This window comes from Cytobacillus solani, from assembly GCF_001420595.1.
Lineage (GTDB): Bacteria > Bacillota > Bacilli > Bacillales > Cytobacillaceae > Cytobacillus > Cytobacillus solani.
Window position 1 is genome coordinate 3,986,898 of the sequence record NZ_LJIX01000006.1, and the last position, 20,394, is coordinate 4,007,291.

Annotated in this window: 30 protein-coding genes, 1 tRNA gene and 3 pseudogenes; 10 read left to right on the forward strand and 24 right to left on the reverse strand. The window is 35.2% G+C overall.

Annotated features, from left to right (window positions below; genetic code table 11):
* Positions 1-58: 58 nt before the first annotated feature.
* The 3 genes from AN957_RS21830 to AN957_RS21840 are packed head-to-tail and all read left to right on the forward strand — an operon-like array spanning position 59 to position 1,900.
* The gene (locus AN957_RS21830; RefSeq protein WP_053474604.1) at positions 59-334 is read left to right on the forward strand and encodes a (2Fe-2S)-binding protein; all 276 of its coding nucleotides are present in this window, start codon (positions 59-61) and stop codon (positions 332-334) included.
* Positions 327-659 carry a (2Fe-2S)-binding protein gene (locus AN957_RS21835; RefSeq protein WP_053474603.1) on the forward strand — a complete coding sequence of 111 codons (333 nt, stop codon included), beginning with the start codon at positions 327-329 and terminating at the stop codon, positions 657-659. The genes AN957_RS21830 and AN957_RS21835 overlap by 8 nt, the downstream gene beginning before the upstream one ends.
* A complete protein-coding gene (locus AN957_RS21840; protein ID WP_053474602.1) occupies positions 656-1,900 on the forward strand; it encodes an NAD(P)/FAD-dependent oxidoreductase in 1,245 nt (414 codons plus the stop codon). The genes AN957_RS21835 and AN957_RS21840 overlap by 4 nt, the downstream gene beginning before the upstream one ends.
* 85 nt (positions 1,901-1,985) lie before the next feature.
* Here AN957_RS21840 and AN957_RS21845 read toward each other — a convergent pair whose 3' ends face one another.
* The 7 genes and pseudogenes from AN957_RS21845 to AN957_RS21875 form a co-directional block, all read right to left on the reverse strand.
* Positions 1,986-2,471 (reverse strand): tetratricopeptide repeat protein, encoded by a 486-nt coding sequence (locus tag AN957_RS21845; RefSeq protein WP_053474601.1) that lies wholly within the window; start codon positions 2,469-2,471, stop codon positions 1,986-1,988.
* A 102-nt stretch (positions 2,472-2,573) separates the two neighbouring features.
* Entirely contained in the window at positions 2,574-2,918 is a 345-nt protein-coding gene (locus tag AN957_RS21850) for a cupin domain-containing protein (RefSeq protein ID WP_053474600.1), read from the reverse strand.
* Positions 2,919-2,970: 52 nt separating this feature from the next.
* Entirely contained in the window at positions 2,971-3,510 is a 540-nt protein-coding gene (locus AN957_RS21855; RefSeq protein ID WP_056686074.1) for an AAA family ATPase, read from the reverse strand.
* Positions 3,511-3,717: 207 nt separating this feature from the next.
* A pseudogene (locus AN957_RS21860) lies at positions 3,718-3,990 on the reverse strand (Type 1 glutamine amidotransferase-like domain-containing protein); the annotation flags it as partial.
* Positions 3,991-4,319: 329 nt separating this feature from the next.
* Positions 4,320-5,744, reverse strand: coding sequence for a serine hydrolase domain-containing protein (locus AN957_RS21865; protein ID WP_056686077.1), 1,425 nt, complete (start codon positions 5,742-5,744; stop codon positions 4,320-4,322).
* A gap of 69 nt (positions 5,745-5,813) precedes the next feature.
* Entirely contained in the window at positions 5,814-6,368 is a 555-nt protein-coding gene (locus AN957_RS21870; RefSeq protein ID WP_053474597.1) for a TetR/AcrR family transcriptional regulator, read from the reverse strand.
* Between the two features lie 168 nt (positions 6,369-6,536).
* Positions 6,537-6,944: a carboxymuconolactone decarboxylase family protein gene (locus tag AN957_RS21875; protein ID WP_053474596.1), complete on the reverse strand. Its 408-nt coding sequence runs from the start codon at positions 6,942-6,944 to the stop codon at positions 6,537-6,539.
* 122 nt (positions 6,945-7,066) lie between these two features.
* Between AN957_RS21875 and AN957_RS21880 the strand changes: the two genes are divergently transcribed.
* A complete protein-coding gene (locus AN957_RS21880) occupies positions 7,067-7,507 on the forward strand; it encodes an Lrp/AsnC family transcriptional regulator (RefSeq protein WP_056686080.1) in 441 nt (146 codons plus the stop codon).
* A gap of 132 nt (positions 7,508-7,639) precedes the next feature.
* Here the strand turns inward: AN957_RS21880 and AN957_RS21885 are convergent, their stop codons facing one another.
* Together AN957_RS21885 and AN957_RS21890 are read right to left on the reverse strand one after the other, a co-directional pair.
* Entirely contained in the window at positions 7,640-8,662 is a 1,023-nt protein-coding gene (locus tag AN957_RS21885) for a DUF3231 family protein (protein ID WP_053474594.1), read from the reverse strand.
* Between the two features lie 170 nt (positions 8,663-8,832).
* Positions 8,833-9,939, reverse strand: a complete 1,107-nt coding sequence (locus AN957_RS21890) for a M24 family metallopeptidase (protein ID WP_053474593.1) — start codon at positions 9,937-9,939, stop codon at positions 8,833-8,835.
* A 223-nt stretch (positions 9,940-10,162) separates the two neighbouring features.
* On the opposite strand from AN957_RS21890, the gene AN957_RS21895 reads away from it, so the two are divergent.
* Positions 10,163-10,235, forward strand: a tRNA-Ala gene (locus AN957_RS21895).
* A gap of 374 nt (positions 10,236-10,609) precedes the next feature.
* On the opposite strand, the gene AN957_RS21900 is transcribed toward AN957_RS21895, so the two are convergent.
* The 6 genes from AN957_RS21900 to AN957_RS21925 all read right to left on the reverse strand — a co-directional run bounded on the left by AN957_RS21900 (position 10,610) and on the right by AN957_RS21925 (position 13,996).
* A complete protein-coding gene (locus AN957_RS21900) occupies positions 10,610-10,843 on the reverse strand; it encodes a hypothetical protein (RefSeq protein ID WP_082446671.1) in 234 nt (77 codons plus the stop codon).
* Positions 10,844-10,985: 142 nt separating this feature from the next.
* Positions 10,986-11,630 carry a hypothetical protein gene (locus AN957_RS21905; RefSeq protein ID WP_056686083.1) on the reverse strand — a complete coding sequence of 215 codons (645 nt, stop codon included), beginning with the start codon at positions 11,628-11,630 and terminating at the stop codon, positions 10,986-10,988.
* Between the two features lie 337 nt (positions 11,631-11,967).
* Positions 11,968-12,501: a hypothetical protein gene (locus AN957_RS21910; protein ID WP_053474591.1), complete on the reverse strand. Its 534-nt coding sequence runs from the start codon at positions 12,499-12,501 to the stop codon at positions 11,968-11,970.
* A gap of 200 nt (positions 12,502-12,701) precedes the next feature.
* A complete protein-coding gene (locus tag AN957_RS21915; RefSeq protein WP_053474590.1) occupies positions 12,702-12,989 on the reverse strand; it encodes a hypothetical protein in 288 nt (95 codons plus the stop codon).
* A 546-nt stretch (positions 12,990-13,535) separates the two neighbouring features.
* On the reverse strand, positions 13,536-13,775 hold the full coding sequence (locus tag AN957_RS21920; protein ID WP_053474589.1) for a YolD-like family protein: 240 nt from the start codon (positions 13,773-13,775) through the stop codon (positions 13,536-13,538).
* A gap of 2 nt (positions 13,776-13,777) precedes the next feature.
* A complete protein-coding gene (locus tag AN957_RS21925) occupies positions 13,778-13,996 on the reverse strand; it encodes a hypothetical protein (RefSeq protein WP_053474588.1) in 219 nt (72 codons plus the stop codon).
* 104 nt (positions 13,997-14,100) lie between these two features.
* Here AN957_RS21925 and AN957_RS21930 point away from each other — a divergent pair, with 104 nt between their 5' ends.
* Together AN957_RS21930 and AN957_RS27115 are read left to right on the forward strand one after the other, a co-directional pair.
* Positions 14,101-14,430, forward strand: a complete 330-nt coding sequence (locus AN957_RS21930; RefSeq protein ID WP_053474587.1) for a YolD-like family protein — start codon at positions 14,101-14,103, stop codon at positions 14,428-14,430.
* A gap of 11 nt (positions 14,431-14,441) precedes the next feature.
* Positions 14,442-14,564 (forward strand): annotated as a pseudogene (locus AN957_RS27115) (hypothetical protein); the annotation flags it as partial.
* Here the strand turns inward: AN957_RS27115 and AN957_RS21935 are convergent.
* From AN957_RS21935 to AN957_RS21955, 5 genes and pseudogenes are all read right to left on the reverse strand, one after another.
* A pseudogene (locus AN957_RS21935) lies at positions 14,565-14,945 on the reverse strand (terminase gpP N-terminus-related DNA-binding protein); the annotation flags it as partial. It abuts the pseudogene before it with no gap.
* 61 nt (positions 14,946-15,006) lie between these two features.
* Positions 15,007-15,516 (reverse strand): hypothetical protein, encoded by a 510-nt coding sequence (locus tag AN957_RS21940; protein WP_053474586.1) that lies wholly within the window; start codon positions 15,514-15,516, stop codon positions 15,007-15,009.
* 207 nt (positions 15,517-15,723) lie between these two features.
* Positions 15,724-16,203, reverse strand: a complete 480-nt coding sequence (locus AN957_RS21945) for a DUF2321 domain-containing protein (RefSeq protein WP_053474585.1) — start codon at positions 16,201-16,203, stop codon at positions 15,724-15,726.
* Between the two features lie 258 nt (positions 16,204-16,461).
* A complete protein-coding gene (locus AN957_RS21950; protein ID WP_053474584.1) occupies positions 16,462-16,641 on the reverse strand; it encodes a hypothetical protein in 180 nt (59 codons plus the stop codon).
* Between the two features lie 113 nt (positions 16,642-16,754).
* Complete coding sequence (locus AN957_RS21955; RefSeq protein ID WP_231690016.1) at positions 16,755-17,222, reverse strand: sigma-70 family RNA polymerase sigma factor; 468 nt, start codon at positions 17,220-17,222, stop codon at positions 16,755-16,757.
* 119 nt (positions 17,223-17,341) lie between these two features.
* Between AN957_RS21955 and AN957_RS28640 the strand changes: the two genes are divergently transcribed.
* Positions 17,342-17,470, forward strand: a complete 129-nt coding sequence (locus tag AN957_RS28640) for a DUF8096 family protein (RefSeq protein ID WP_231690020.1) — start codon at positions 17,342-17,344, stop codon at positions 17,468-17,470.
* Positions 17,471-17,489: 19 nt separating this feature from the next.
* Here the strand turns inward: AN957_RS28640 and AN957_RS21965 are convergent, their stop codons facing one another.
* Both AN957_RS21965 and AN957_RS28250 read right to left on the reverse strand, forming a co-directional pair.
* Positions 17,490-17,705, reverse strand: coding sequence for a hypothetical protein (locus AN957_RS21965; RefSeq protein ID WP_053474581.1), 216 nt, complete (start codon positions 17,703-17,705; stop codon positions 17,490-17,492).
* Positions 17,706-17,895: 190 nt separating this feature from the next.
* A complete protein-coding gene (locus AN957_RS28250; protein ID WP_056686086.1) occupies positions 17,896-18,531 on the reverse strand; it encodes a hypothetical protein in 636 nt (211 codons plus the stop codon).
* Positions 18,532-18,807: 276 nt separating this feature from the next.
* Here AN957_RS28250 and AN957_RS27860 point away from each other — a divergent pair, with 276 nt between their 5' ends.
* The gene (locus AN957_RS27860; RefSeq protein WP_156319080.1) at positions 18,808-18,972 is read left to right on the forward strand and encodes a hypothetical protein; all 165 of its coding nucleotides are present in this window, start codon (positions 18,808-18,810) and stop codon (positions 18,970-18,972) included.
* A gap of 81 nt (positions 18,973-19,053) precedes the next feature.
* On the opposite strand, the gene AN957_RS21975 is transcribed toward AN957_RS27860, so the two are convergent.
* Positions 19,054-19,257, reverse strand: coding sequence for a hypothetical protein (locus AN957_RS21975; RefSeq protein ID WP_053474579.1), 204 nt, complete (start codon positions 19,255-19,257; stop codon positions 19,054-19,056).
* Positions 19,258-19,400: 143 nt separating this feature from the next.
* On the opposite strand from AN957_RS21975, the gene AN957_RS28925 reads away from it, so the two are divergent.
* On the forward strand, positions 19,401-19,529 hold the full coding sequence (locus AN957_RS28925) for a hypothetical protein (protein WP_256376261.1): 129 nt from the start codon (positions 19,401-19,403) through the stop codon (positions 19,527-19,529).
* 108 nt (positions 19,530-19,637) lie between these two features.
* On the opposite strand, the gene AN957_RS21980 is transcribed toward AN957_RS28925, so the two are convergent.
* Positions 19,638-19,838 carry a hypothetical protein gene (locus AN957_RS21980; protein WP_053474578.1) on the reverse strand — a complete coding sequence of 67 codons (201 nt, stop codon included), beginning with the start codon at positions 19,836-19,838 and terminating at the stop codon, positions 19,638-19,640.
* Positions 19,839-20,394: the final 556 nt, after the last annotated feature.

Genomic DNA, 20,394 nt, shown 5'->3' on the forward strand with positions numbered 1-20,394 from the left:
ATTTTGGTACGTTTTTTGCATAGTATTTTTATAGTAAGAAAATAGAGGAGGATTCCAAATGAACAGCAATGAAGCAATTGTCGTCTGCCGGTGCGAGGAAGTTACTTATGGGCAGCTTCGGACTACAGCAGAAGAATATCAATGCACAGCGAGGGAATTAAAATTACGCACAAGAGCAGGGATGGGTTTTTGCGGGGGCCGAACATGCAGAATTCCATTAGATCGAATCATTATTGATGTCCTTTCAAATGTTTCCAGAAGCGATATTCCACTAAAATACCAGCCGCCTGTTCGCCCGGTATCGTTTGGAACTGTTGGTGAAAAAAATGACTAGACTATTAGATCACCCGATATTAGGAAAATTAGACGATAGAAAAGCCATTCCGTTTACGTTTGATGGGAAAACTTATGAAGCTCTAGAAAACGAAACCATCGCAGCCGCTCTTTTAGCCAACGGCATCAGAACATTACGGATTCACGAGGAGAGCGGCACACCGCGCGGATTTTACTGCAATATCGGTCATTGCATGGAATGCCGTGTAACAGTGAATGACCAAGCAAATGTACGAGCTTGCTTAACAGTTGTCGAACAATGCATGGTGATTGCAAGCGGTAAGCAGCATCCTAATATCGTAAAAAGGATGGTGGAGCAGCAATGATTGACGTAATCGTCATTGGCGCAGGGCCAGCAGGATTAGCTGGAGCCATTACCTGTGCCTCTTCTGGCTTAAAAGTGATGGTCATTGATGAGTTTATAAAGCCTGGCGGCAGATTAATTGGACAACTTCATCAGGAACTATCCGGTGAATGGTGGAATGGGATTAAAGAATCAGAAAGGCTTCATCAAGAAGCGCTTAAACAATCAGTTGACATCCGCAGCGGCGTTTCCGTCTATAACTTAGAAAAAGATGATGATCTTTGGAATGTGCATACAAGCATTGGAACATTAACCGCTCCATTTGTATTAGCAGCAACAGGAGCGGCTGAGTATCCCATTCCTCTACCGGGGTGGACTCTGCCCGGCGTAATGTCCATAGGCGCTGCTCAAGTAATGACCAATGTTCACCGGGTTCAAGTTGGAAAAAAGGGGATTATTATCGGGGCGAATATACTAGCCTTTGCGATTTTAAATGAGCTGCAACTAGCTGGCATTCATGTTAATCGGATTGTTCTGCCAGAAAAAAGCCCGTTAAGCGGGAAGGCAGGAGAACCAGAGGAAGTCATGAAGTCGCTACTAAATGCCGCACATCTAGCTCCATCCCCTCTTTTACGGATGGGTAGCCGCTTCATGAAAAATGATTGGTTCCGTAAGACAGGAATGAGGTTTTTTCCTAAAAGCGGAGTTAAGGTAAATGGCACCCCCTTGCTTCTTCGCAAAGCTGCTTTAGAAGTTATTGGAACTGAACAAGTAGAAGGTGTACGTGTAGCCGATACGGATGCGAACGGAAATATTATTCCCGGTACGGAAACTGTATATGAAGCTGATTTCGTTTGTATCGCAGGTGGTTTGTATCCGCTTGCTGAACTCGCTGCCGTTTCAGGCTGCCCATTCCAATACATTCCTGAACTTGGCGGACATGTGCCCCACCATTCAGAAACGATGGAAACCCCGCTTGAAGGTCTGTTTGTTGCTGGTAATATTACAGGCATCGAAAGCGGGAAAATTGCGATGGCCCAAGGAACAATTGCTGGCTATTCGATTGCTAAACATGCTGGTAAAGGCGGTACAGCCATTGTCGAGCAGTTGAATCAATCCGTAAAAAATGTCCATTTGCTTCGCAAACAAGCTGCCATTCAATTTTATCCTGACATTGAAAGCGGGAGAAGAAAAATGTACGATCTCTGGGAACAGCTTTATGCAAACCCTGCAAGGTTGCATACTGAGGAAAAGCTTGGATAAAAAAAAAGGATGGATGAACAGAGAAAAAATCTGCTTTCATCTATCCTTTTTACAGAAAGTAGAATATTTCTACTTTTTTCACAACCTACGTCCAAATTTCGTCTAATTTATCCGAATAGAAATCAATTGCTTTTTTATAACTAATAATTTCAGCGTCTTTTGTCGTATCTGTTAAACATTTTAGCAACAACTCCATCGCTTTACTATGTTGATTCAAATTATATAAGGTCATCGAATAGAACGTTTGAATTGCTCTATTATTAGGAAATAATTCGATTCCTTTTAGAAAGGTGATTTTTGACTTTTCATATTCTCCTAATGTTCGATATGTACTGCCTAATCCCAATAAGGCCCCTTCCAATTCCTTTGAAGATAGCCCTAACTTGATTGCATTTTCGTAGAAAGGAACGGCTTTCACTTCTTCTCCTAATAAATCAAAACTCCAAGCACATTGATAGTTAACCGACGCATTTTCGGGAAACACATCTGCCAATTTCACAAGTATTTCGTTAGATTCTTTGTAATATCCACTCTTCCGTAAATCAATAGCATTATCTAACTCTTTTTCCATCCCTATCTTCACCATTCCTTTATCTGTTTGTTCTTAATCCTTCTTCGATAGTTAAAAGCATTCACAAGTATTAAAAAACCCACCTGTAGTTTAGAAAGCTGTTTATTTATTCGTTAAGATTCTATCGTCTTTACTAGTAGGCTGCGATATCACAATGAATTCTACATCATGTTTTGATTCATTTAGCATTTGATGCGGTAGTAAAGGTGGTACCTCTATACCTTCTTCACGACTCAATATTATTCGTTTCCCGCTTATTTCTATAGTTGCAGTACCAGATAAAACAAAGAAAAATTGACGTGCATAATTATGATAATGTCTTACTTCCGAAGTGTTAACGGGCATTCGTTCGTGAATAACACTTAAATCTTTATTCTTCACTAAATGCCAGCCATCACAATTATCTCCCCATGTGTAATGTTCTGCATTTTGTTTACTGATTTTCATTTAATGACCTCTTTCCTTTCATTTAGTAAAAAAATAACAAACTGCTAAACATTTATTTAATGCGTCCTTCAGTTTGTATACATTTAATGATCTCTGACAATGTTTCTTCAGGCGTCATATTGGAGGTATCTACCCAAAGCCCAATTCTAGGATTATCATTTATTAATACGCTATATAGAGGTTCAACCTCCCAAACTGTATAGCCCGTCTTATTCCGCTTCTTTTCTCTTTCAATAATTGCCTCAATAGTTGGATTAAGCGTAATATAGTAAACTGGCTTTGATTCGAATGCTTCAAGAAAAGAAACTACCTCTTTTCCCAAATAAGTGTCCTGCACAACAACTGAGAAACCTAATTTATAGTACATATCTGCTATTTGTGCAGCCATTTTATAACGGAGTTTCAATTGTTCTACCGCACTTTGAGAATGCTCTGGAGTCATATTAATATTCCCTTTTACAATCATCTTTCGAAAAATATCTCCACGCACATGAACACTCTTCTCAAATTGTTCAGATAACATTTGTGCAATTGTAGATTTTCCTGAAGCCATTATCCCTGTTAGAATATAAATCCCCTTTTCAAGAGTCATCATTGCCTCCCATTATCTTTACCAAATATTTTGTTCCCCTAAATGATATTTAAGTAAAAAGCATCGCACTCAATGGGTTAATAAGATCCTAAGTATTCCGTTTCAAGTTCAATTTCTTTGATTTCCTTATCAAAGCAGACTTTATATGCCTTAGCGTTTGGTCTCGAGCTTACTATTTTGCTAACCTCTTCCCCAATATAATGAATGGCCACCAACATAGATGATATCTTTTTCTAATACAAATCCCTCTATATCTCTTGTAGGTGGTTTAAACAAGGACAGATGTGAAGGCTGGCACTTTTGTTTTTCAAAAAACTCATAAAACCTTTTTATACATATATCTGAATCTCCCGTTGCAGTAGGAACATAACAGATTTTCGGATTTGTTTTACCAGACTGATTTAAAATATATAAATCTAGTAAAGGATTCTCTGGTTCCATAGAAAATCCCCCGCCACCAAGCGCGATAATTTGTCTCATGCTCTACTCCCCTCCAAATTAAGTTTGATAAATATAAATATTCTCTTCATCTATTGATGATTCCTTGTTTCATAGATTTACTCATTTAATAATAAAAGTGTCTCTATCATTTTTGAAGCTACATTAAAATAAAGAAAAGCCATCCTCCATGACGAAGAATAGCTGACTCTGCATTGTCTAATAAACAATACAATCAATCTTTCTATATTTCTTGATAAAATCATTCCTTTTCAAGGAGACCAGCAATAATGAAACCCTCTCATTAAATAAACCTCTTTCTCCAAATCAAAGTTCAGCAAAATGGAACCTCAAGAGTAGCAAGAATTAGTTCATTTCATTTCTTGTTTCCTCTTGTATGCCATTACAATAATTAAGAATCCATAAATAGCAAGAACCCCAACGAAACTTAAAATAAAAATTGCCGTTATGAATGAATAATGATAGATAGAGTGCCAAGGAGCACTAAATATATAGGTTACTATTGGTATTATAACGAAGGAGCAAAGAAGAAGGGAAAATCCAGCTATATTCCATGACATATAATGAAAGCTCGTTTTCTTCTTCAAACGGTACAAGCTCAAACTTCCACAAAAGGCAAACAGAATCGTTAATAATAACGGAATCCATTGCATTTGATAATTCATCTTAATTAATTCCGGCATCCGTCCCCTTTCCATAATTGTTTTAATTCCTTCCCTCATTGAAAGAGTAGACATCGTTTCAGAAATATCATTCTTATTCGTCAGCAAAATAAATCCATAATCATTCTTATGATTAATATACAATTCAGCTCTTGAATCAGGTGTTTCTCCTCCATGAAAAATATAAGGATCCTCATCATCAGTAGAAATTCTCCATCCTAGACCATAATACATCTCATCTTTTCTATGAACTTGAGGAGAAATGTACTCCTTAAATAATTCATCTGATAATAAATCCTCACTATCTAACAAGAATAATAGATACTTAGCCATATCATCAGCTGAGGATGCAGTATATCCATACGATGCACCGCTGTCATCATAGATCATGTTACTTTTTATTGGCTTTCCAAAGAATGAATGATATCCCGGTTGGTAACCAAGTTTTGAAGCTTCTTCAAAGCTTGATACGGTTCGATTCATACCAAAACTCGTATAGATTTCGGTATCCATAAATTCAGAAAATGTCTCACCTGTAATTTTTTCTATAATTCTTCCTAAAAGTAGATAATTTGCTGCACTATATTGATGAACTGAACCGGGTTCATAATTAAGTTTTACATTATTTAGTTTCTTTACCGCTTCACTTATTGCTTCTTTCCCTCTTAAATTTTGATCTGCTATTTTCAACCCATCATAAGAGCTAATTCCACTCGTATGGGTAAGTAAGTTTCTGATAGTAATTTTTTTATCATACCCTTTTACATTGTATTGAAAGGATGGAAGATAATAATCAATTTCCTGATCAAGCTCAATCATTCCTTTCTCTACTAACTTCATAATAGCAAGACTAGTTAAAGGTTTACTAACTGAACCTATTGTAAACAGCGTGTCTTCCGTTACAGGATCACCATTTCCCTGTATCCCCCAACTTTTTTGGAACCAAACATGTCCTTCTCGAACAATTGCAAGCGATGCGCCTGGAATTTGATATTCATCTAATGCTTTTTCCATATACTTTTCAATTAATTCATTTTGTTTTTGACTGTCTGCATTCGTATGTAATGGAAAAACAAGAATGAAACATACAAATGCGAATAATAATCTTTTCACTTTCCATTTACTCTCTATTCGATATAAATTGTTTGGTTAACCAACCAATTAAACCTTAAAATTTGAAGTCTATTTCTTCAAATAGACTTCAAATAAACCTTCTAGTAATTGATAAGCTTTTTCCGAATCAAATGTTGGATCGATAATCTTTTGAAGAGCCAGACCATCAAAACAGGCTAAAAGTATGCTTGCAAATATTTCAGGATCTCCATTGCTTTTGCCAAGTTTTCTTATCGGTACAGATAAACTATCTCTCCCCTCTTTCAAAATCTTTGCTGCTTCTAATTGCAATTCGTTACTCTTTAGTCCGAGTGAATAGATTTCGTACCGCCACCGATACCAGTCTGGGTCTGTTTCTGCCCTTGTTTTTATCTCTTCTAAAGCATTATGTAGTGATAAAGAACTTACATCTTTATTTTTATACAGTTGATGGTACTGATCTTGAACATGTTTTTGAACAGAGAGCAGTACTTCTAGTTTATTTTCAAAATAATAATGTACTAGTCCTGGAGCTACGTTTGCTTCATTAGCAATATCTTTAATTGAAGCATTTATATAGCCCTTCTTAGCAAAAATGATATAAGCTGCTTCAATTATGCGTTTTTTCTTATCTTCCTTACTCATAAGTCACCTCTTTTAATTGGTTAACCAACCAAATTATATAATTCATTTATTTAATAGTCAATTTTCTTTTCTGTTTTCAACGATCTATTGCAACTGCGTACAACAACCTCAATTAAGGAAGGGACTAACTAAGTCAGCCCCTGTTATATTCGTTATAAAAGAAGTCTATTAAGCTTCTAATTTCATCAATGCACCAAAATACTGTGAAGCACTGCTAAAGGCAATAAATGCACATAGTTCACTTATTTCCTCTTCACTGAAACATTCCTTCAGTATTTTAAACGTTGACTCCTCCATTTCTCCCCTCATCTTTAAAAATACTTCAGCAAAGCCTACTGCCATAGATGTTTTTTCGTTAAACTTATCTGGCTCTGGTTTTCCTTTCGCTTTACAATACTCACATCCGTTACTTTGTGCTAAAGTTCGTCTGACCTGCTCCTTTAATGCAGCAGAGAGCCGTCCATCCTTTTCTAATACATCTCCTAAGGATACCCATGCATCCATTACCTCTTTATTATGTCCTAACAATCTTTGAAATGATGTTTTCCCAAAATTTGATTCTACAATCCTTGCCATAAAAGCACCTCCTCGTTATATTAATTATAGAAGACAAAATTACTATTTTTAATTAAATTCATAACGAAAAGTAAGATAATTTCCGTGAAATTTAATGAATAATGGAGGATTCACTAAAAAAAATGAAAATTGATGATACTGATAAAAAAATATTAGATGAATTACAAAATAATAGTCGTTTATCAATGAGTGAGCTTGGAAGAAGGGTTAATTTATCTTCCCCATCTGTAACTGAGCGAGTCCGACAGATGGAATCATTTGGATTGATAAAAAAATATACATTAGAAATTGATTATGAAACATTAGGTCAGCCTATCCAATGCATAATAGAGGCAACTGTAAAAAATGGGGATTATACATCCTTTAAAAGGCATATTGAAAAACTTCCAAACGTGGAATTTTGTTACCGTATTGCTGGAAATGCTTGTTATATGTTAAAAATGCATTTTGAAACATTTTCTAAAGCAGAGGAATTCATTGATCATATCAGCCCATTTGCACAGACTGTAACACATTTTATCTTTTCCAAAGTTTCAACAAATCTAAGATTCTCTCCAGACTGATTATTTTATAAACCTATTTTACTTCAATAAAAAGCACAATTAGACACGGTTCATAACAATGTTGTTCCTATAGTTCAATTAAAAAAGGCGATCTTTTATTAAGATGCGCCTTCTTACAATAAGAGTTTGCGTTTATTTTTCCGGACCTTGTGCAAGGGACTTCCTATCAATTGCTTCTGGCTGTTTCTCCATCCACCCATGTTTAACCATAATTTTGTAACACATCATACCTGCCTCCATGGCATGATTAAATACGGTATAGTAATTTAGAATAATATCCGAGCGAAAGCTGGAACCTAATGCCGCACCATAGTAAGAAAGAGCTGCATTTACTAAAAATGCTGCGTGAAACATAAGCAATTTGTCTGAAAACGGACTTACTGTTGCTTCTGTAATTTCAGCATCCCATCTCTCAGGTACTGGCAAATGTTCTTGTTGTAATATAGAGTCAAAGCTTTGTACATCTTTCTCTGCTAATTTAACATTTTTCAGCATAAAATTACGTACTTCTTCCAGCTTCGCCACCTGACTGAAAGCGAGACTTAGCGACATAATAAATCCTGTTTTCTTTGAATTAAAGAAAATAGTACTAAGTTCTGAACTATTGAGTGGTCTTTTGTCTCCAATCAAGTTAGAAATGATCCCTGTAGATTCAATAAATTCCCCTCCAGCAGAAGATGGTATGCCTGGAACACTTGAGAAATTGGGGTGAGTTTTCGACAATGCCACTATTTGTTGAAACAATTCTTTAGATGTTACTGTACATTCAAAGAAATAATCTTGAATATCTTTTCGTTCTGTATTTGTTACCGCTAAGCTATATGCAGTTAACCCATGTATCGTCATAATGTACGAGTAAAACAGGATATACTGGTCAGAAAACAGACGTGGGGCTTTAAGATTTACATCCTTCTCTGTAAATCCTATAGGAACCTGGAAGTTTGCACTCTTTAATATTTTCGGAATTTTTGCGATATGACTCTCAGCCAACTGCAATGACCGCTCTATAATCTGTTTAATCTCTTCGTCCTCTACAATTTTAAGAAAATATTTGTACATACATATTGCCATACTGTCACCCATGTACTGAAGCCAAAGAGCAGAAACTTCAGCAGCAGTTAAGGTGTTTTTCTTTGTTTCCCTAAAAATCCCCAAAACAATACCCCCAAATTTTGTTACATTTATGATTTTGAAGTTATTTTATGGTATTAATTAGGAAGTATACTCAAAAATTATAAGAACTCTCAGCTAGAACTATGTATAAGATCCTAGAATTGAGGGCTTCTCTACAACCAGGGTAGTAAATGCATTACCCCACATTCGATTTAGCCGATTCGCATTAATTCAGTCGGAAAGGATGTTAGAAGCTTTCCATGTCCATCTTCATCAATATATACATTTTCCTCAATGCGGACACCGCCATAGCCTGGAATATAAATACCCGGTTCAACAGTAAAGAGAATTCCTCTTTCAACGATTAAGTCATTATTTCCATGAACGGAAGGCTCTTCATGTACGTCGATTCCGAGGCCGTGCCCTACACGATTATTAAAGTATTGACCATACCCCGCCTCTTTTATGACTTTTCGGGCTGCAATATCAATTTGCCTAATTGGGATACCCGCTCTTGCTGCTTCAACACCCGCTTGAGTAGCCTTGCGAACAACATCATAAATTTCTCTCTGCTTCGCTGTTTCTTCACCCATAATAAAAGTACGTGTAATATCTGAACAATATCCATCAGCAATGACACCCATATCAATTAGTAAAAAATCACCTCTATTTATCGTCTTACTATCAGGACGCCCATGTGGCAATGCCGATTTCGCTCCAGAGAGTATAATAGAAGAAAACGCAGGACCCTCAGCGCCAAACTTTCTCATTAGATATTCAAGCTCCGCAGTTAATTCCTGTTCCGTCATGCCTTCTTTTACCTTTTTGATGCCCTCATCCATTACTTTTTCAATTACATAAATAGCTTTCTGAACCTTATTGCACTCTTCTTGTGTTTTTCTCATTCTTTGTGCAGAAATAAAGTCGCCAATATTTAGGTAGCTGAAGTTTTGGAAACTATTATGTAACTGTTCCTGCTGGAATAATGAAATCACTTTTGTCTCTAAACCAATGGTTTTAATTTCTGCACCTATCGTATCTTTTAATACTTTATAGGGATTTACCTCATCTGAAATAGGTACAATGCGTTTAACATACGAAACTCCTTCAGCTATTTCCAAATCTAAAGACGGTACAAATAAGTATTGGCTTTGCTTTTTAAGATCAATTACCAACGCCATAAATCTTTCATGTGGATCAGAATAAAAGCCTGTATAATAGAATACGTTTTTTGGTTCTTTAATTATTGCTAAATCTACATCTAGAGTATACAAATAATTTGCTAACGCCGTTAATCTGCTCTGATATTGTTCATTCATATGATCATCCCCCGACTTTTATTTTTTCCTTATAGCAAATGAATCTTTCTAATTTTCATAATTTAATTATGCAATATTTATGCCATAAATCTATCCGTCTGTACATTGTTACAACAAATATTTTTGTATAAGAAAAGTGATCAATGAATATGTATTCAGCAGTAAAATCCCCTTGCCAAAAACCATGGTTGTAGTTATAATTTTCTTGTATCCATCATTATCCGGGGCATTAGCTCAGCTGGGAGAGCGCTACGCTGGCAGCGTAGAGGTCAGGGGTTCGAGCCCCCTATGCTCCATAACTAAACCCTTAGAGCCACATAGGTTCTAAGGGTTTTTTATTTTATCTAAACATAAAAATTTTGTATTTGTTGACGAATTGTTGACGAAATATAATTTTTGCTATTTTTACACCGCATTTTCAACTTGCTTTAATACATTTAATATTAATGGAGAAACTTGAATAAGCACATAACCAAGTCCTGCATTTTGAATCATGGTCATTTAAAAATCTATGTTTTATTCAACAATCGCGCCCTTTAACAGAAGACTCGATTTCAAGATAATCTTAAAAGACATTAATAACGTTCTTTCTCTATTGCCCCTATTTTGCGGAAGAAAATTTCAACGACCTTATTGAAGAAACGTCACCGTTAGCTAATTACAGTTTGAACTAATGACTGAAATCTCTAAATAGCTTTTCTATTTCTTTGAGATCATAAAAGTTGCTATCGCTTATGAATTTTTCAATTTCAACTGTACCATCCTCCATAAATTCAACTTCCCAACGCTGCCCTGGTACAGCAATTTCAACCATAATAGCTTCATTTCTAACTTTATTTAGCTTATAAAATATTTTACTTTCTTCTAATTTATTTAGGAAATGAATTAACTCCTTAATCCCCACCAAAACCATCCCCTTATTGGTTATTGCAGTTTACATTCTAAATCCTTATTAAACTATCCTGCTCGTTTGTTGAATAAGAAAAAAGAGGTGCCGCAGCAACCTCCTTCTTAAACTCAAGCCCCCGTTAGTTGAAGAAACGTATCTACTTAAATTCATTTGCAAATGCACCATTTTCGTTATGCAATAAATATCTTTTATCATTAACTACATTATGGTAATCAATTTCTAAAAAATATGTTGCTTTACTTAGAACGTCATAAAAGAAAGGAACAAACTCCAAATCTTTAAAAACATAAACTTCTATTTGTTCATCATTATTTCTATATGCTTCAAATATACGATGGTTTCCATTGATACAATAAGGTTTGTTGTTGGTTAAATATCGACTCTGAAGTACCATTACAGGATTTTTATGATTGGGTTTTATTCGGTTTGGGTCTTTATTTATGTTACCTTGGTCAACAGCTTCAATTATATTCGATGGAGAAGTCTTTATGGGTTTAATGTTTTTTTCTTTTATAAATGTAGTAGCCCCGTCTATGTCTAAGGTATACTCAAATACCCCAGTCGTGAACTCTGCATATAACGAGAATGTCTCCTGACCAATTGGATGTATCACTGGGTAAGTTTCATCTACAAGAGTTTGGTTTAAAATATCAGTCCATTTTGAGGCAACTTCAGCCCCATAGCTGGATTCTTTCCGCATTACTTGAATGCGTGAAATAAAGTGTTTAAAAGGTTTGAATTCCTGAGACTCTTTTTCGTATAATTCTATTTTACTTACCATTTAATATCCCCTTTGCTACTTTTATATCAAAAAATCAAATTCACTTTTTTTTAGATTTCTAATAATAACCACCGTTTATACACCCCATTATTTTTTAAGACATTTTATTTACTTCTATGTAAAACAATTATTTTCCTTCTTCAATTAAACTGCCCCGTTACTTTAAGTACATTTCTTCACAAACTCGCATAATATATCAGGTTTTGTTTATTCCATTATATGGCCCGATTATTGAATAACACTAATGACGATTGTTTAATTAATTGCTCGGATAGCTAACCAGGCAAAATTAAAAATCCCTTCTCGTTCGAGAGGGGCTTAGTTATTCCATTAAGCATTAAGTATCTCTATCTGGATCGATATCACCAGTTATTTGAGTAAAGCCATTATACCCTTCAATGTTAAGGAGCAAATTGCCTTCATTATCTACTTTAATAATATCTATTAAAGCTACTACTTTTTTGGGATTTATAGTATCTAAATAAAAAATACTATTTTCTATTTTTGTTTCTCCATCTTTTAGATAATATTGCATATACATACTTAAGTCTGAGCTAGAAAGATTAATACTTTTACTTGTCAATTTAGTACTCTGTCCTGGTTTTAATTGTTTGATTTCGCCTATCTCTTGGAAATTAATATCTAGTAAATGACCAAATGAAAATTTAAGATTTGAGATATCCTGTTGGCTTGAATTTTTAACCTCTATTGTCACTCCTGTATCGTATTTTCTATACTCGCCTTGTGTATCAATCATTATAAAGTAGGATATTCCGTAGGATATTACGTATAAAACTCCATAGGATAGTATGCCTAACAATACGAAGCTTGTTAATATTAACAATATAACTCTCATTATTTTTGTGGCCAAAGATTTATCTCCTTTAAGATAAAAAGCCCTTCACAATCGAGTGGGGCTTTCAATGCTTGAGTTAGTTGAATAAGAATAGACGTATATTCCACAATTGCGCCCGATTGTTGAAGATCGTTATTGAACTAAAGCTCACGTTAGTTATACATAAAGACTTACACATTAATTGCGTATTATATAAATGATGTGACAATAAGTCATTATTTCTTACCTTTTCGTTCTAAAAGTATAGGTGCTATATTTAGTAAGATAGAAACAATTGTCAAAAACCATAATGCTCTTTCCATACCAGGTACTACATCCTCTAAAGCTGCCCAATCTTTCACTTCTACCCACACCGATACAAGACTGTATTCTGCACAAAGTGTTAATGCTGTAAATGATAATCCTATCGCCATAGCAAGCTTATAATCCTTTCCTACTTTATACATATAAAGATTTATAAAAGTTGCTACTATTGCAATAACCCCAAATATCATAAATAACATTACTAACCTCCATATATTTTTATTTTTGTCGTGTAATAATATAAATGTGCATCATCTCAATTTTTTTTGCATTACATTTTTATTAGACATTAATACGTCTAATCTTATTTTACATTAAATGCTCTTCCTTTTGTGATTTCTTATTGAACAAACCTGGCCCTATTGTGGAATAGAATGATTCATATTTATTAACTTTTTAAACGACTCTATTGTTAATTTTACAACTTAATAATCTTTACACCTCCTATAGGCAGATTGGGTTTTTCACACCTTCACATTGAAGCTTTTTCTTCCGATAAGGTGTGTTTGTCACCCGAATAAGTGCAAACTGTGGATTATATGTGGATAACTTTTTATATCTTTTGATATTTTGAAAATTTTTGCCTTGGATTGTTTGTAATCAATTTTCAATAACGTTATGGAGGTTATTGGAGATGAATGTTGCATCTGCTATGAATCGAAAGGTCACTAAATGATACAGTGGAAAATTCACGGCGAAATTTGGTGGAATAAATTAAGCTCTTCTCAAATGAGAGGAGCTTCACTTTATAATACAGAAACTTTCATTATGTCCATAAACGGAACTTTAGTAACCTTTGAATCCTTATCGATATGAATTAATCTTGTACGACTATCCATTTTTATAATATTCCCCTGAACGGTCCCTTTTTCCCAAACATCTAAAATTACTTCTGATTTTTCATCATTTGCCTCTACAAGTGTATTTCCAATCTCCTCTAACTCGAATTCATCCCTTGTTGGTCGTTTTCTCTTAATTTTAGCCACTGTTATGCACCTCTCCTTAGGTTTCCTACTGGCCCGACTGATAAGATGTTAGTTATTTTAAAGGTCCTCTGCTGTTTTCGGATATAGCAATAGGCTTTTAATGACTCCTCATTTACTGATAACACCTTAATTCTACGCTGGCTAATATTCCCCTTACAGTCCTGGTATATCATTTCTAATAATGCGCCACTTGCTGCCGCCTTTAATAATAAACTTTTCATCAATCTGACCTCCTTTACTTTTATTTTATACGAACATTCATTCGATTTCAAGTTGAATAAAGAACTAATGTTCGCATATAATATATGAAAAGGAGATGGAATTAATGATAAAAGACCGTGGAACTATAAAGTGGACTGCAATGATGCTGCCAGAGCATGTGCAGAGCTTGAAAGATGCACTGGTAGATGAACATAGAATCGAACAACCTGAATTAGACGAACAAGCAATAGATGAATTTGAACTGATTATTTGTGAAGCAATGGAATCCAATGAATCATTGAACATTGAAGTTTTTGAAAATGGTTTCACAAATATAATTACTGGAAATGTCCACTATATAAACAGCATGAAAAGCCAAATTATTGTTCAAGATGCTAAAGGTTATTTTCATCACATTCCTTTTAAAAATTTAGTTAACATACAACCAGAGTGAGGTAATACATCATGATTGACTACTCTCAATTTCCCGAGCGACAAATCTTATGTATCGATATGAAAAGTTTTTATGCAAGTGTAGCAGCTGTTGATTTAGGATTGGATCCCCTCACATGCTACCTTGCTGTAGTTCTGTTGAGCTCGAATAATGGCTGCAAACTGTATTTCAATTTGATCATAAATAAGATCAGCTGGGGAACGCTCCTGCATACTTTTAATGATTTCTAAGGTTTCAGCTGGTAGAAACTTTGAGAAGAAGCCGTGAGTAACAGCGTTTTGATTCTTTTTAGGTGCCCCACCTGTATTTCCTTTTGCATTGATATTCCCTTTTGGCGCTCCCCTCTTTTTTGTGTGAACACTTTTTTCTTTGGGTACACCCCTATCCCGATTCCAACTATATCGTTTTTTCCATGACTTTACAGTATTGATGGACACCTCATATTTTTCAGCAATGTCCTTGTATTTCATGCCTTTAATATAATCTTTCTCAGCTAGAATATACTTTTCAGCCACACTACATCACCTGCCACCCCCGGATATTTGAGTTGTTTTGGGCAAAAGAAAAAGCACCCAATTATTTGGATGCTTTCGTTTTGTACATGTATAAAAATTCCTTTAACAAATCATCGTCATGCTTATTCCATTCAAGCCATTCAGCAAGATCTATCGGAAGTTCTGCAGTAATTTCAACTTCTCTTGAAGGCATTTCAACTGCCCTCACTTCTTCAATTGTTACTTCTTTTTTTAAACGTGGAAATTCATCTATTGGTGTGTCCCAATTAACAATCTTAAAATCCTTAAATTCATCAGGGTTTATACTTGGTCCACTTAAAAATATTTCTGGTAACTCCGCATTTCCAACCTCTGTGATATGATCAATTGTCATTAAAAAAGATAAATCTTTAAAATCAGTAGACTCAATAAATACTTCAATCTCTTTTTCGTTTTCATATTTTAGGGCTACCACTTCTGTTATTATTAATTCTACTTGAAATGTATAATCCCCTTCGCTTTCATGAATAAAAGGTAAAGCCTCGAAGAACTTAATTTCTTGATTGTTAAATTTTACTGACTTAATATTCATAACCACTCCTCCTATCCACTCATTTCGACATAAGGAGCTATGTTCCTGCAACTATTTTCCTATTAACATAAAAAGCACCCATAAAAATGAGTGCTTCAATAATTAATGCCCACCTGTACCTGGGTCCATTGATGTTTTATAACCTCCGCCACCTGGATCTTTCATTAATGTTCCTCCTTAATCTGAAAATATTAAAGTCGCAAATAACTAACCCCAAATAGATTTTTTTACTGTCTCACTTACTACATCAACCAAAATATCTTTAAAGCCGGTTGCTATTTCTGGTCCAGTCTTGGATAGAATACGTTTAAATTTTGTTGCTGCAACTACGGTTCTTGGTCCATCCTTAACAAGTTCGTCTAATGATTTTTTTAAATCGTCTTTTTCTTGTTCGGTTAGCTCATCTAATAAATCAGCTAATTCCATAGCAGCTGCCATTTTTTCTTCTGTCCAAGGATACGGTTTTCCACACTCGTGGCAAAAACTTGGTGGTTCTACCATACTCATACTGATTACATTCTCAAAATATTGATACCCGCGTATATCAGTATGACAGTTTTGACAAGATATAATTGTTTTTTCACCGCATTTATCGCAATATTTCTGGTTAGTTTCAGGATACTTTACATAGGTATCATTTATTACATGTCCATTTAAACATATTTGCGCAATATCAAAGCTTGACATATTATTTACCACTCCTTCTAAAGGTACATATTTCGACAAAAGGAGATATTTTCCTTCACAATTTTAGTTTAAGCTTTTTCTTTATGGGTATGCTGTAACAGTCATCACACACTCCGTCATTATCTAAGTACTCACTTTCTCATCTGTAATCTCTATGCTGCAATTCGAGCAAATCAATTTTTCAATAACCTGCTCCATTGCCTCATCTCCTTTTTACATACATATTTCGGGAGATTTGAGCAAATTCCTGCAACAAATTCACTTATTTCTAATTGCACCACGCACCCTTTTATAAGTGGGTCGATTAGTACCCATCAATTCTGCAAGGTCACGACTAGATAATCGTTCATTTGATTTATTATTAGAGGATTTATCTTTATTCTTGAAGTTTTTCACTTGATGTAATTCTGCAGAAGAAAGATGATCAGCAATTTTCATGTACATCACCTATTTTCGAGAAATAAAAAAACTCCACCGTAAGGGTGGAGCTCAAGAAGGGAGAATAGTTTAACAGACAGCGAGTAATTTTCCGCGCCGTCCTGCCTCCCATTTTACACTGCGCATTTTTCGCCATGCAAAAGTTTGGAAAAAGTCGTATTTGTGCCGATTTGCGCCTTTATGTCGGAACGAAGCTTGTCCACTGAATCGCGAGAGATTTCTAGATGAATAGCTATCTCTTGCCTTGTCATTCCACTTAGCATGCAATCATATACAATCTTAAGGATTTCTCTGTCTAAGTAATCACCAGCACTTTCGATTGCATAAACTCTTCTTTGATATTCTTCTAATCTAGCAACTTGCTTTTGCTCTCTAATATCCATATCCCTTAATTCAACCTGGCTTTTACCAGATGAACCTTTTGGTAATGTAGCTTCAATTCCATATTGTGCAACTCCCCAAGCGCGCATTGGTACCGATTGGCCATATATAATTCTCTGGAGGCGTTCAATCTCTCTTTTCATCATGCGATAATCACGATTTAATTCTGATACGTTTATAAGCCTGGCAGCTTCTTTCAAATGGACCCCTCCCATGGTATAATTTGAGTGGGTTGGTCAGGAGGAGTCCTGGCTTTTTTATTTTGATTAAAGGCGGGATCATCATAGAAAAAGAATTTGATTCATCTATCATTTATGATATGAATGAATATCCAGATAAAAATAGTGGTCGTTGTGACAATTGTGATAAAGGACACTTCAAAAGTTCCGTTAGTGAAGGTAAATTAATTAGAGAGTGCCGTAATTGTGGGATGAAGAAGAGTATTTAACTTTTTCGTCCTCACTTTTTTAATCATTATCTTTTTTCATTTTTTGTAGCAGGCTATAAATCTTTACATATGCATGAATTTCTCCATAGTTATTAATATAGACATAATCTTCAAGACATTTATCTGAATTACCTTTAAAACTCCTTTTTATCTCTCTAACTTCTTCATGTAATTCCTCTGTTTTTTCAAAAATATAATCTTCTAGCTCCGTAATGATATCTTTTTCACTTTTCATTTTTTATCACCCGATATTAGATTAATCGGAAAATATAGTAACTGCAAATTAACACTTTCTATCTTGTGTTTCACTAAATCCCCGTTAAATATTTATAATAATTTATTTCATCACCGTTTTATCAGCCACTACAACTTGTAGATTATCTTCACAGCTTTGCAGTTAATATAATTTAAACTTGTCTCAAAACTTACGCAGGAGGAAAAACAGTTGCAGTGAGCCCGAGGTTAATAGCATTTATAGCTGATACACCAACACGATCAAAATTATCAGTAACTGAAACTCGATAGGTATAGTTACCTGCAGCACCAGGCACATCGACGTAAGTAAAGTTAGGGTGCCACTGATAAAATCTGGCTAGAGTAGCTCCTGGTGTTCTTACGTAGTTTCCTTGCTGAAAGGTAACTGTTAATGTGTCAGATGGGTCTCTAATCAAATTATAAGTCAAACCATATTCTATGCTTGTAGCGGCTGGAATAGCTGTAACATTAGTGGTCACTGTAGCATCTAATTTAACCCTTTGATTAGCTTCAGTCGTAGTTACTTGTACATCCATAATAAAAAAACCATCAACGTCAGGGGGTATTTCAACAGAACCCCCTTGTTCACCAGTAACAAAAAGAGTCGATCCTGGTCCAGCAGGACCTTGAATACCTTGAATACCTTGTATTCCCTGTGGTCCCGGTATTCCCGGTATTCCCTGTGGTCCCGGTATTCCCTGTGGTCCTGGTGGACCAGGAGGACCAATTAATCTTGGCAGCTTTGGCGGTTTTGAACCCGGACTAAGTGGACAGCACCCCTGAAAAGGTTGGTTATTGTGAGCCATATCAATCACCTCATAAACATTTCATCTTATAAAATATGTTTGTGAGTATAATAAGGATTGGACGACTATTACATTTATACAGAACCTACCGTTTGTTTCTTAATATTTCGGTGTAACCAAAACCACTGGGTTACCTTTAAAATGCTCTTTAACAAATCCGTCTAACGCCTCCAACTGGTCTGATTTTAAATAGTCTCCTACTTCATTTTTAGACTTCCACTACCTTTATAATGATCTTCGAGGAACCTTCCCCGTAAGGAAGGAGGTAGTTTAAATATGAAGATTACTGAATATATCAAAGAATTTTCAGATATAGTTGTTCTTAACATGTATAGAAGCGTTCTTAGATATCGGGAATCTAGTAAAAATACTAATCAACACGAAACTGAAACTCTATTAATGACACTTGAATCAGAAGTAAAAAAGCGTAAACTGATTTAGTATTAACATAGGTGTAATTACGCTCTAGATTCACATAAAGGGGAAGGTTCTTCGTAATCATCTTCCCTACCTTGTGTTTATTTACTGGTATATGATTTCAAAAACGCCAGTTGACACTTCGAATTGTGAATCGCAATACTCATACTTTTCTTCTTGTTCTGAACCATTTTCCCATACTCCATAGGTCTTCACTAATTCAACCAATGCGTCTACTCTTTCAGGAGAAAACTCACCTAATGCTTTTCCTTCTTCTTCATCAATATGTCGAATTACAACTTTTAACATCCTCTTTCCTCCTTATCAACTGATCTATCTTTTATTTACTTATAGTAATAAATAACCGTTTTTTCAGAATATACATAATTAACTATATCTAACTTCCTTTTCCTGTTAATATAATTACAGATTTATACAAAGGGGGTGAAATCATGAAAAAATGGTTTGTGAGACTTGGGTTAGTTTCCATACTTACGGTATCAATTGTTTCTCCTGCTTCAGCTGCCGGTGAAGTAAATCCTTTAGAGTGTAGGGATCATAATTGTTGGATTCAATACTAATGTTTTAAGGATTTAGAATTAAGTTATGAATAAGGCGGGAATCTAACCAATATTTCATTCAACTCTGCCTTGTTCAATTTAAATTAATTGGTCTATCATCCAGTTTCGTTAAGCCATTGCCTTAACATGTAAATCAGTAATCCATTTCATTAGACCTTCAAAGCTTGGTTGTACCCCGTTGTTTTGGCAATCTATCATATAAATTTTAAGATTTTCACCTACGTCAGTAAGCCAATCTTGCCCAAATCCTTCTGCATATGCTTTTTGTTCATATCCTTCCAATAGTTCACTCATTTTTTTCGCATCCAATACGATTTCCTCCTTATAACTCTTTTTCAGTCAACTACTAGTAGGATAAGCGCCCAGCGCCTTGTCATATTACTATGATAGGTTTCCAAACGCTCTCCTCCGAACCGTACGTACACCTCTCAATGTATACGGCTCTCCACTTGTCTATCAATTTGAAGTGTTTAATACTTATTAAAGATTTTTATAATGCCTCACGCATTAACCTTTGTTGTATTAAACTAGACAAGCTGTTTCCCTTTGCCATGTAATAGGCTTTCCCTATCTCGGACTAATACGGAAACTCCGTTACCCTATTGGATATTCAGATACAACTATCATAGCCTCAAAAGGCTTTCCAACTTAGGTAATCCCCATTTAGACAGATAAAAACATAGCTTTTGTAATGTCGGAAGCGACTTTCGTCTGTTTCTGCTTATGGCAGTTGAGTGGATAAAATTCACTTGGCTCCATACCGAGTTTCATTATTTCGCCTTTACCCATATAGCGTTTCAGTATCCTTTCGCTACACGCAAGCATCATCGCTCTTAGACTATCGTTCAAGCAGTTTAGCTTTCTT

What these genes read in the sequence shown, in the direction of transcription:
- AN957_RS21845 (WP_053474601.1), bottom strand. Translation starts at nt 2,471, where the DNA reads ATGGAAAAAGAGTTAGATAATGCTATTGATTTACGGAAGAGTGGATAT.
- AN957_RS21855 (WP_056686074.1), bottom strand. Translation starts at nt 3,510, where the DNA reads ATGACTCTTGAAAAGGGGATTTATATTCTAACAGGGATAATGGCTTCA.
- AN957_RS21890 (WP_053474593.1), bottom strand. Translation starts at nt 9,939, where the DNA reads ATGAATGAACAATATCAGAGCAGATTAACGGCGTTAGCAAATTATTTG.
- AN957_RS21915 (WP_053474590.1), bottom strand. Translation starts at nt 12,989, where the DNA reads ATGTTATTTATGATATTTGGGGTTATTGCAATAGTAGCAACTTTTATA.
- AN957_RS21965 (WP_053474581.1), bottom strand. Translation starts at nt 17,705, where the DNA reads ATGAAAAGTGAAAAAGATATCATTACGGAGCTAGAAGATTATATTTTT.
- AN957_RS21940 (WP_053474586.1), bottom strand. Translation starts at nt 15,516, where the DNA reads ATGAATATTAAGTCAGTAAAATTTAACAATCAAGAAATTAAGTTCTTC.
- AN957_RS21840 (WP_053474602.1), top strand. Translation starts at nt 656, where the DNA reads ATGATTGACGTAATCGTCATTGGCGCAGGGCCAGCAGGATTAGCTGGA.
- AN957_RS21905 (WP_056686083.1), bottom strand. Translation starts at nt 11,630, where the DNA reads ATGGTAAGTAAAATAGAATTATACGAAAAAGAGTCTCAGGAATTCAAA.
- AN957_RS28250 (WP_056686086.1), bottom strand. Translation starts at nt 18,531, where the DNA reads ATGGCTCACAATAACCAACCTTTTCAGGGGTGCTGTCCACTTAGTCCG.
- AN957_RS28640 (WP_231690020.1), top strand. Translation starts at nt 17,342, where the DNA reads ATGAATGAATATCCAGATAAAAATAGTGGTCGTTGTGACAATTGTGAT.
- AN957_RS21880 (WP_056686080.1), top strand. Translation starts at nt 7,067, where the DNA reads ATGAAAATTGATGATACTGATAAAAAAATATTAGATGAATTACAAAAT.
- AN957_RS21945 (WP_053474585.1), bottom strand. Translation starts at nt 16,203, where the DNA reads ATGTCAAGCTTTGATATTGCGCAAATATGTTTAAATGGACATGTAATA.
- AN957_RS28925 (WP_256376261.1), top strand. Translation starts at nt 19,401, where the DNA reads ATGAAAAAATGGTTTGTGAGACTTGGGTTAGTTTCCATACTTACGGTA.
- AN957_RS21925 (WP_053474588.1), bottom strand. Translation starts at nt 13,996, where the DNA reads ATGAAAAGTTTATTATTAAAGGCGGCAGCAAGTGGCGCATTATTAGAA.
- AN957_RS21850 (WP_053474600.1), bottom strand. Translation starts at nt 2,918, where the DNA reads ATGAAAATCAGTAAACAAAATGCAGAACATTACACATGGGGAGATAAT.
- AN957_RS21830 (WP_053474604.1), top strand. Translation starts at nt 59, where the DNA reads ATGAACAGCAATGAAGCAATTGTCGTCTGCCGGTGCGAGGAAGTTACT.
- AN957_RS21835 (WP_053474603.1), top strand. Translation starts at nt 327, where the DNA reads ATGACTAGACTATTAGATCACCCGATATTAGGAAAATTAGACGATAGA.
- AN957_RS27860 (WP_156319080.1), top strand. Translation starts at nt 18,808, where the DNA reads ATGAAGATTACTGAATATATCAAAGAATTTTCAGATATAGTTGTTCTT.
- AN957_RS21950 (WP_053474584.1), bottom strand. Translation starts at nt 16,641, where the DNA reads ATGAAAATTGCTGATCATCTTTCTTCTGCAGAATTACATCAAGTGAAA.
- AN957_RS21930 (WP_053474587.1), top strand. Translation starts at nt 14,101, where the DNA reads ATGATAAAAGACCGTGGAACTATAAAGTGGACTGCAATGATGCTGCCA.
- AN957_RS21870 (WP_053474597.1), bottom strand. Translation starts at nt 6,368, where the DNA reads ATGAGTAAGGAAGATAAGAAAAAACGCATAATTGAAGCAGCTTATATC.
- AN957_RS21875 (WP_053474596.1), bottom strand. Translation starts at nt 6,944, where the DNA reads ATGGCAAGGATTGTAGAATCAAATTTTGGGAAAACATCATTTCAAAGA.
- AN957_RS21975 (WP_053474579.1), bottom strand. Translation starts at nt 19,257, where the DNA reads ATGTTAAAAGTTGTAATTCGACATATTGATGAAGAAGAAGGAAAAGCA.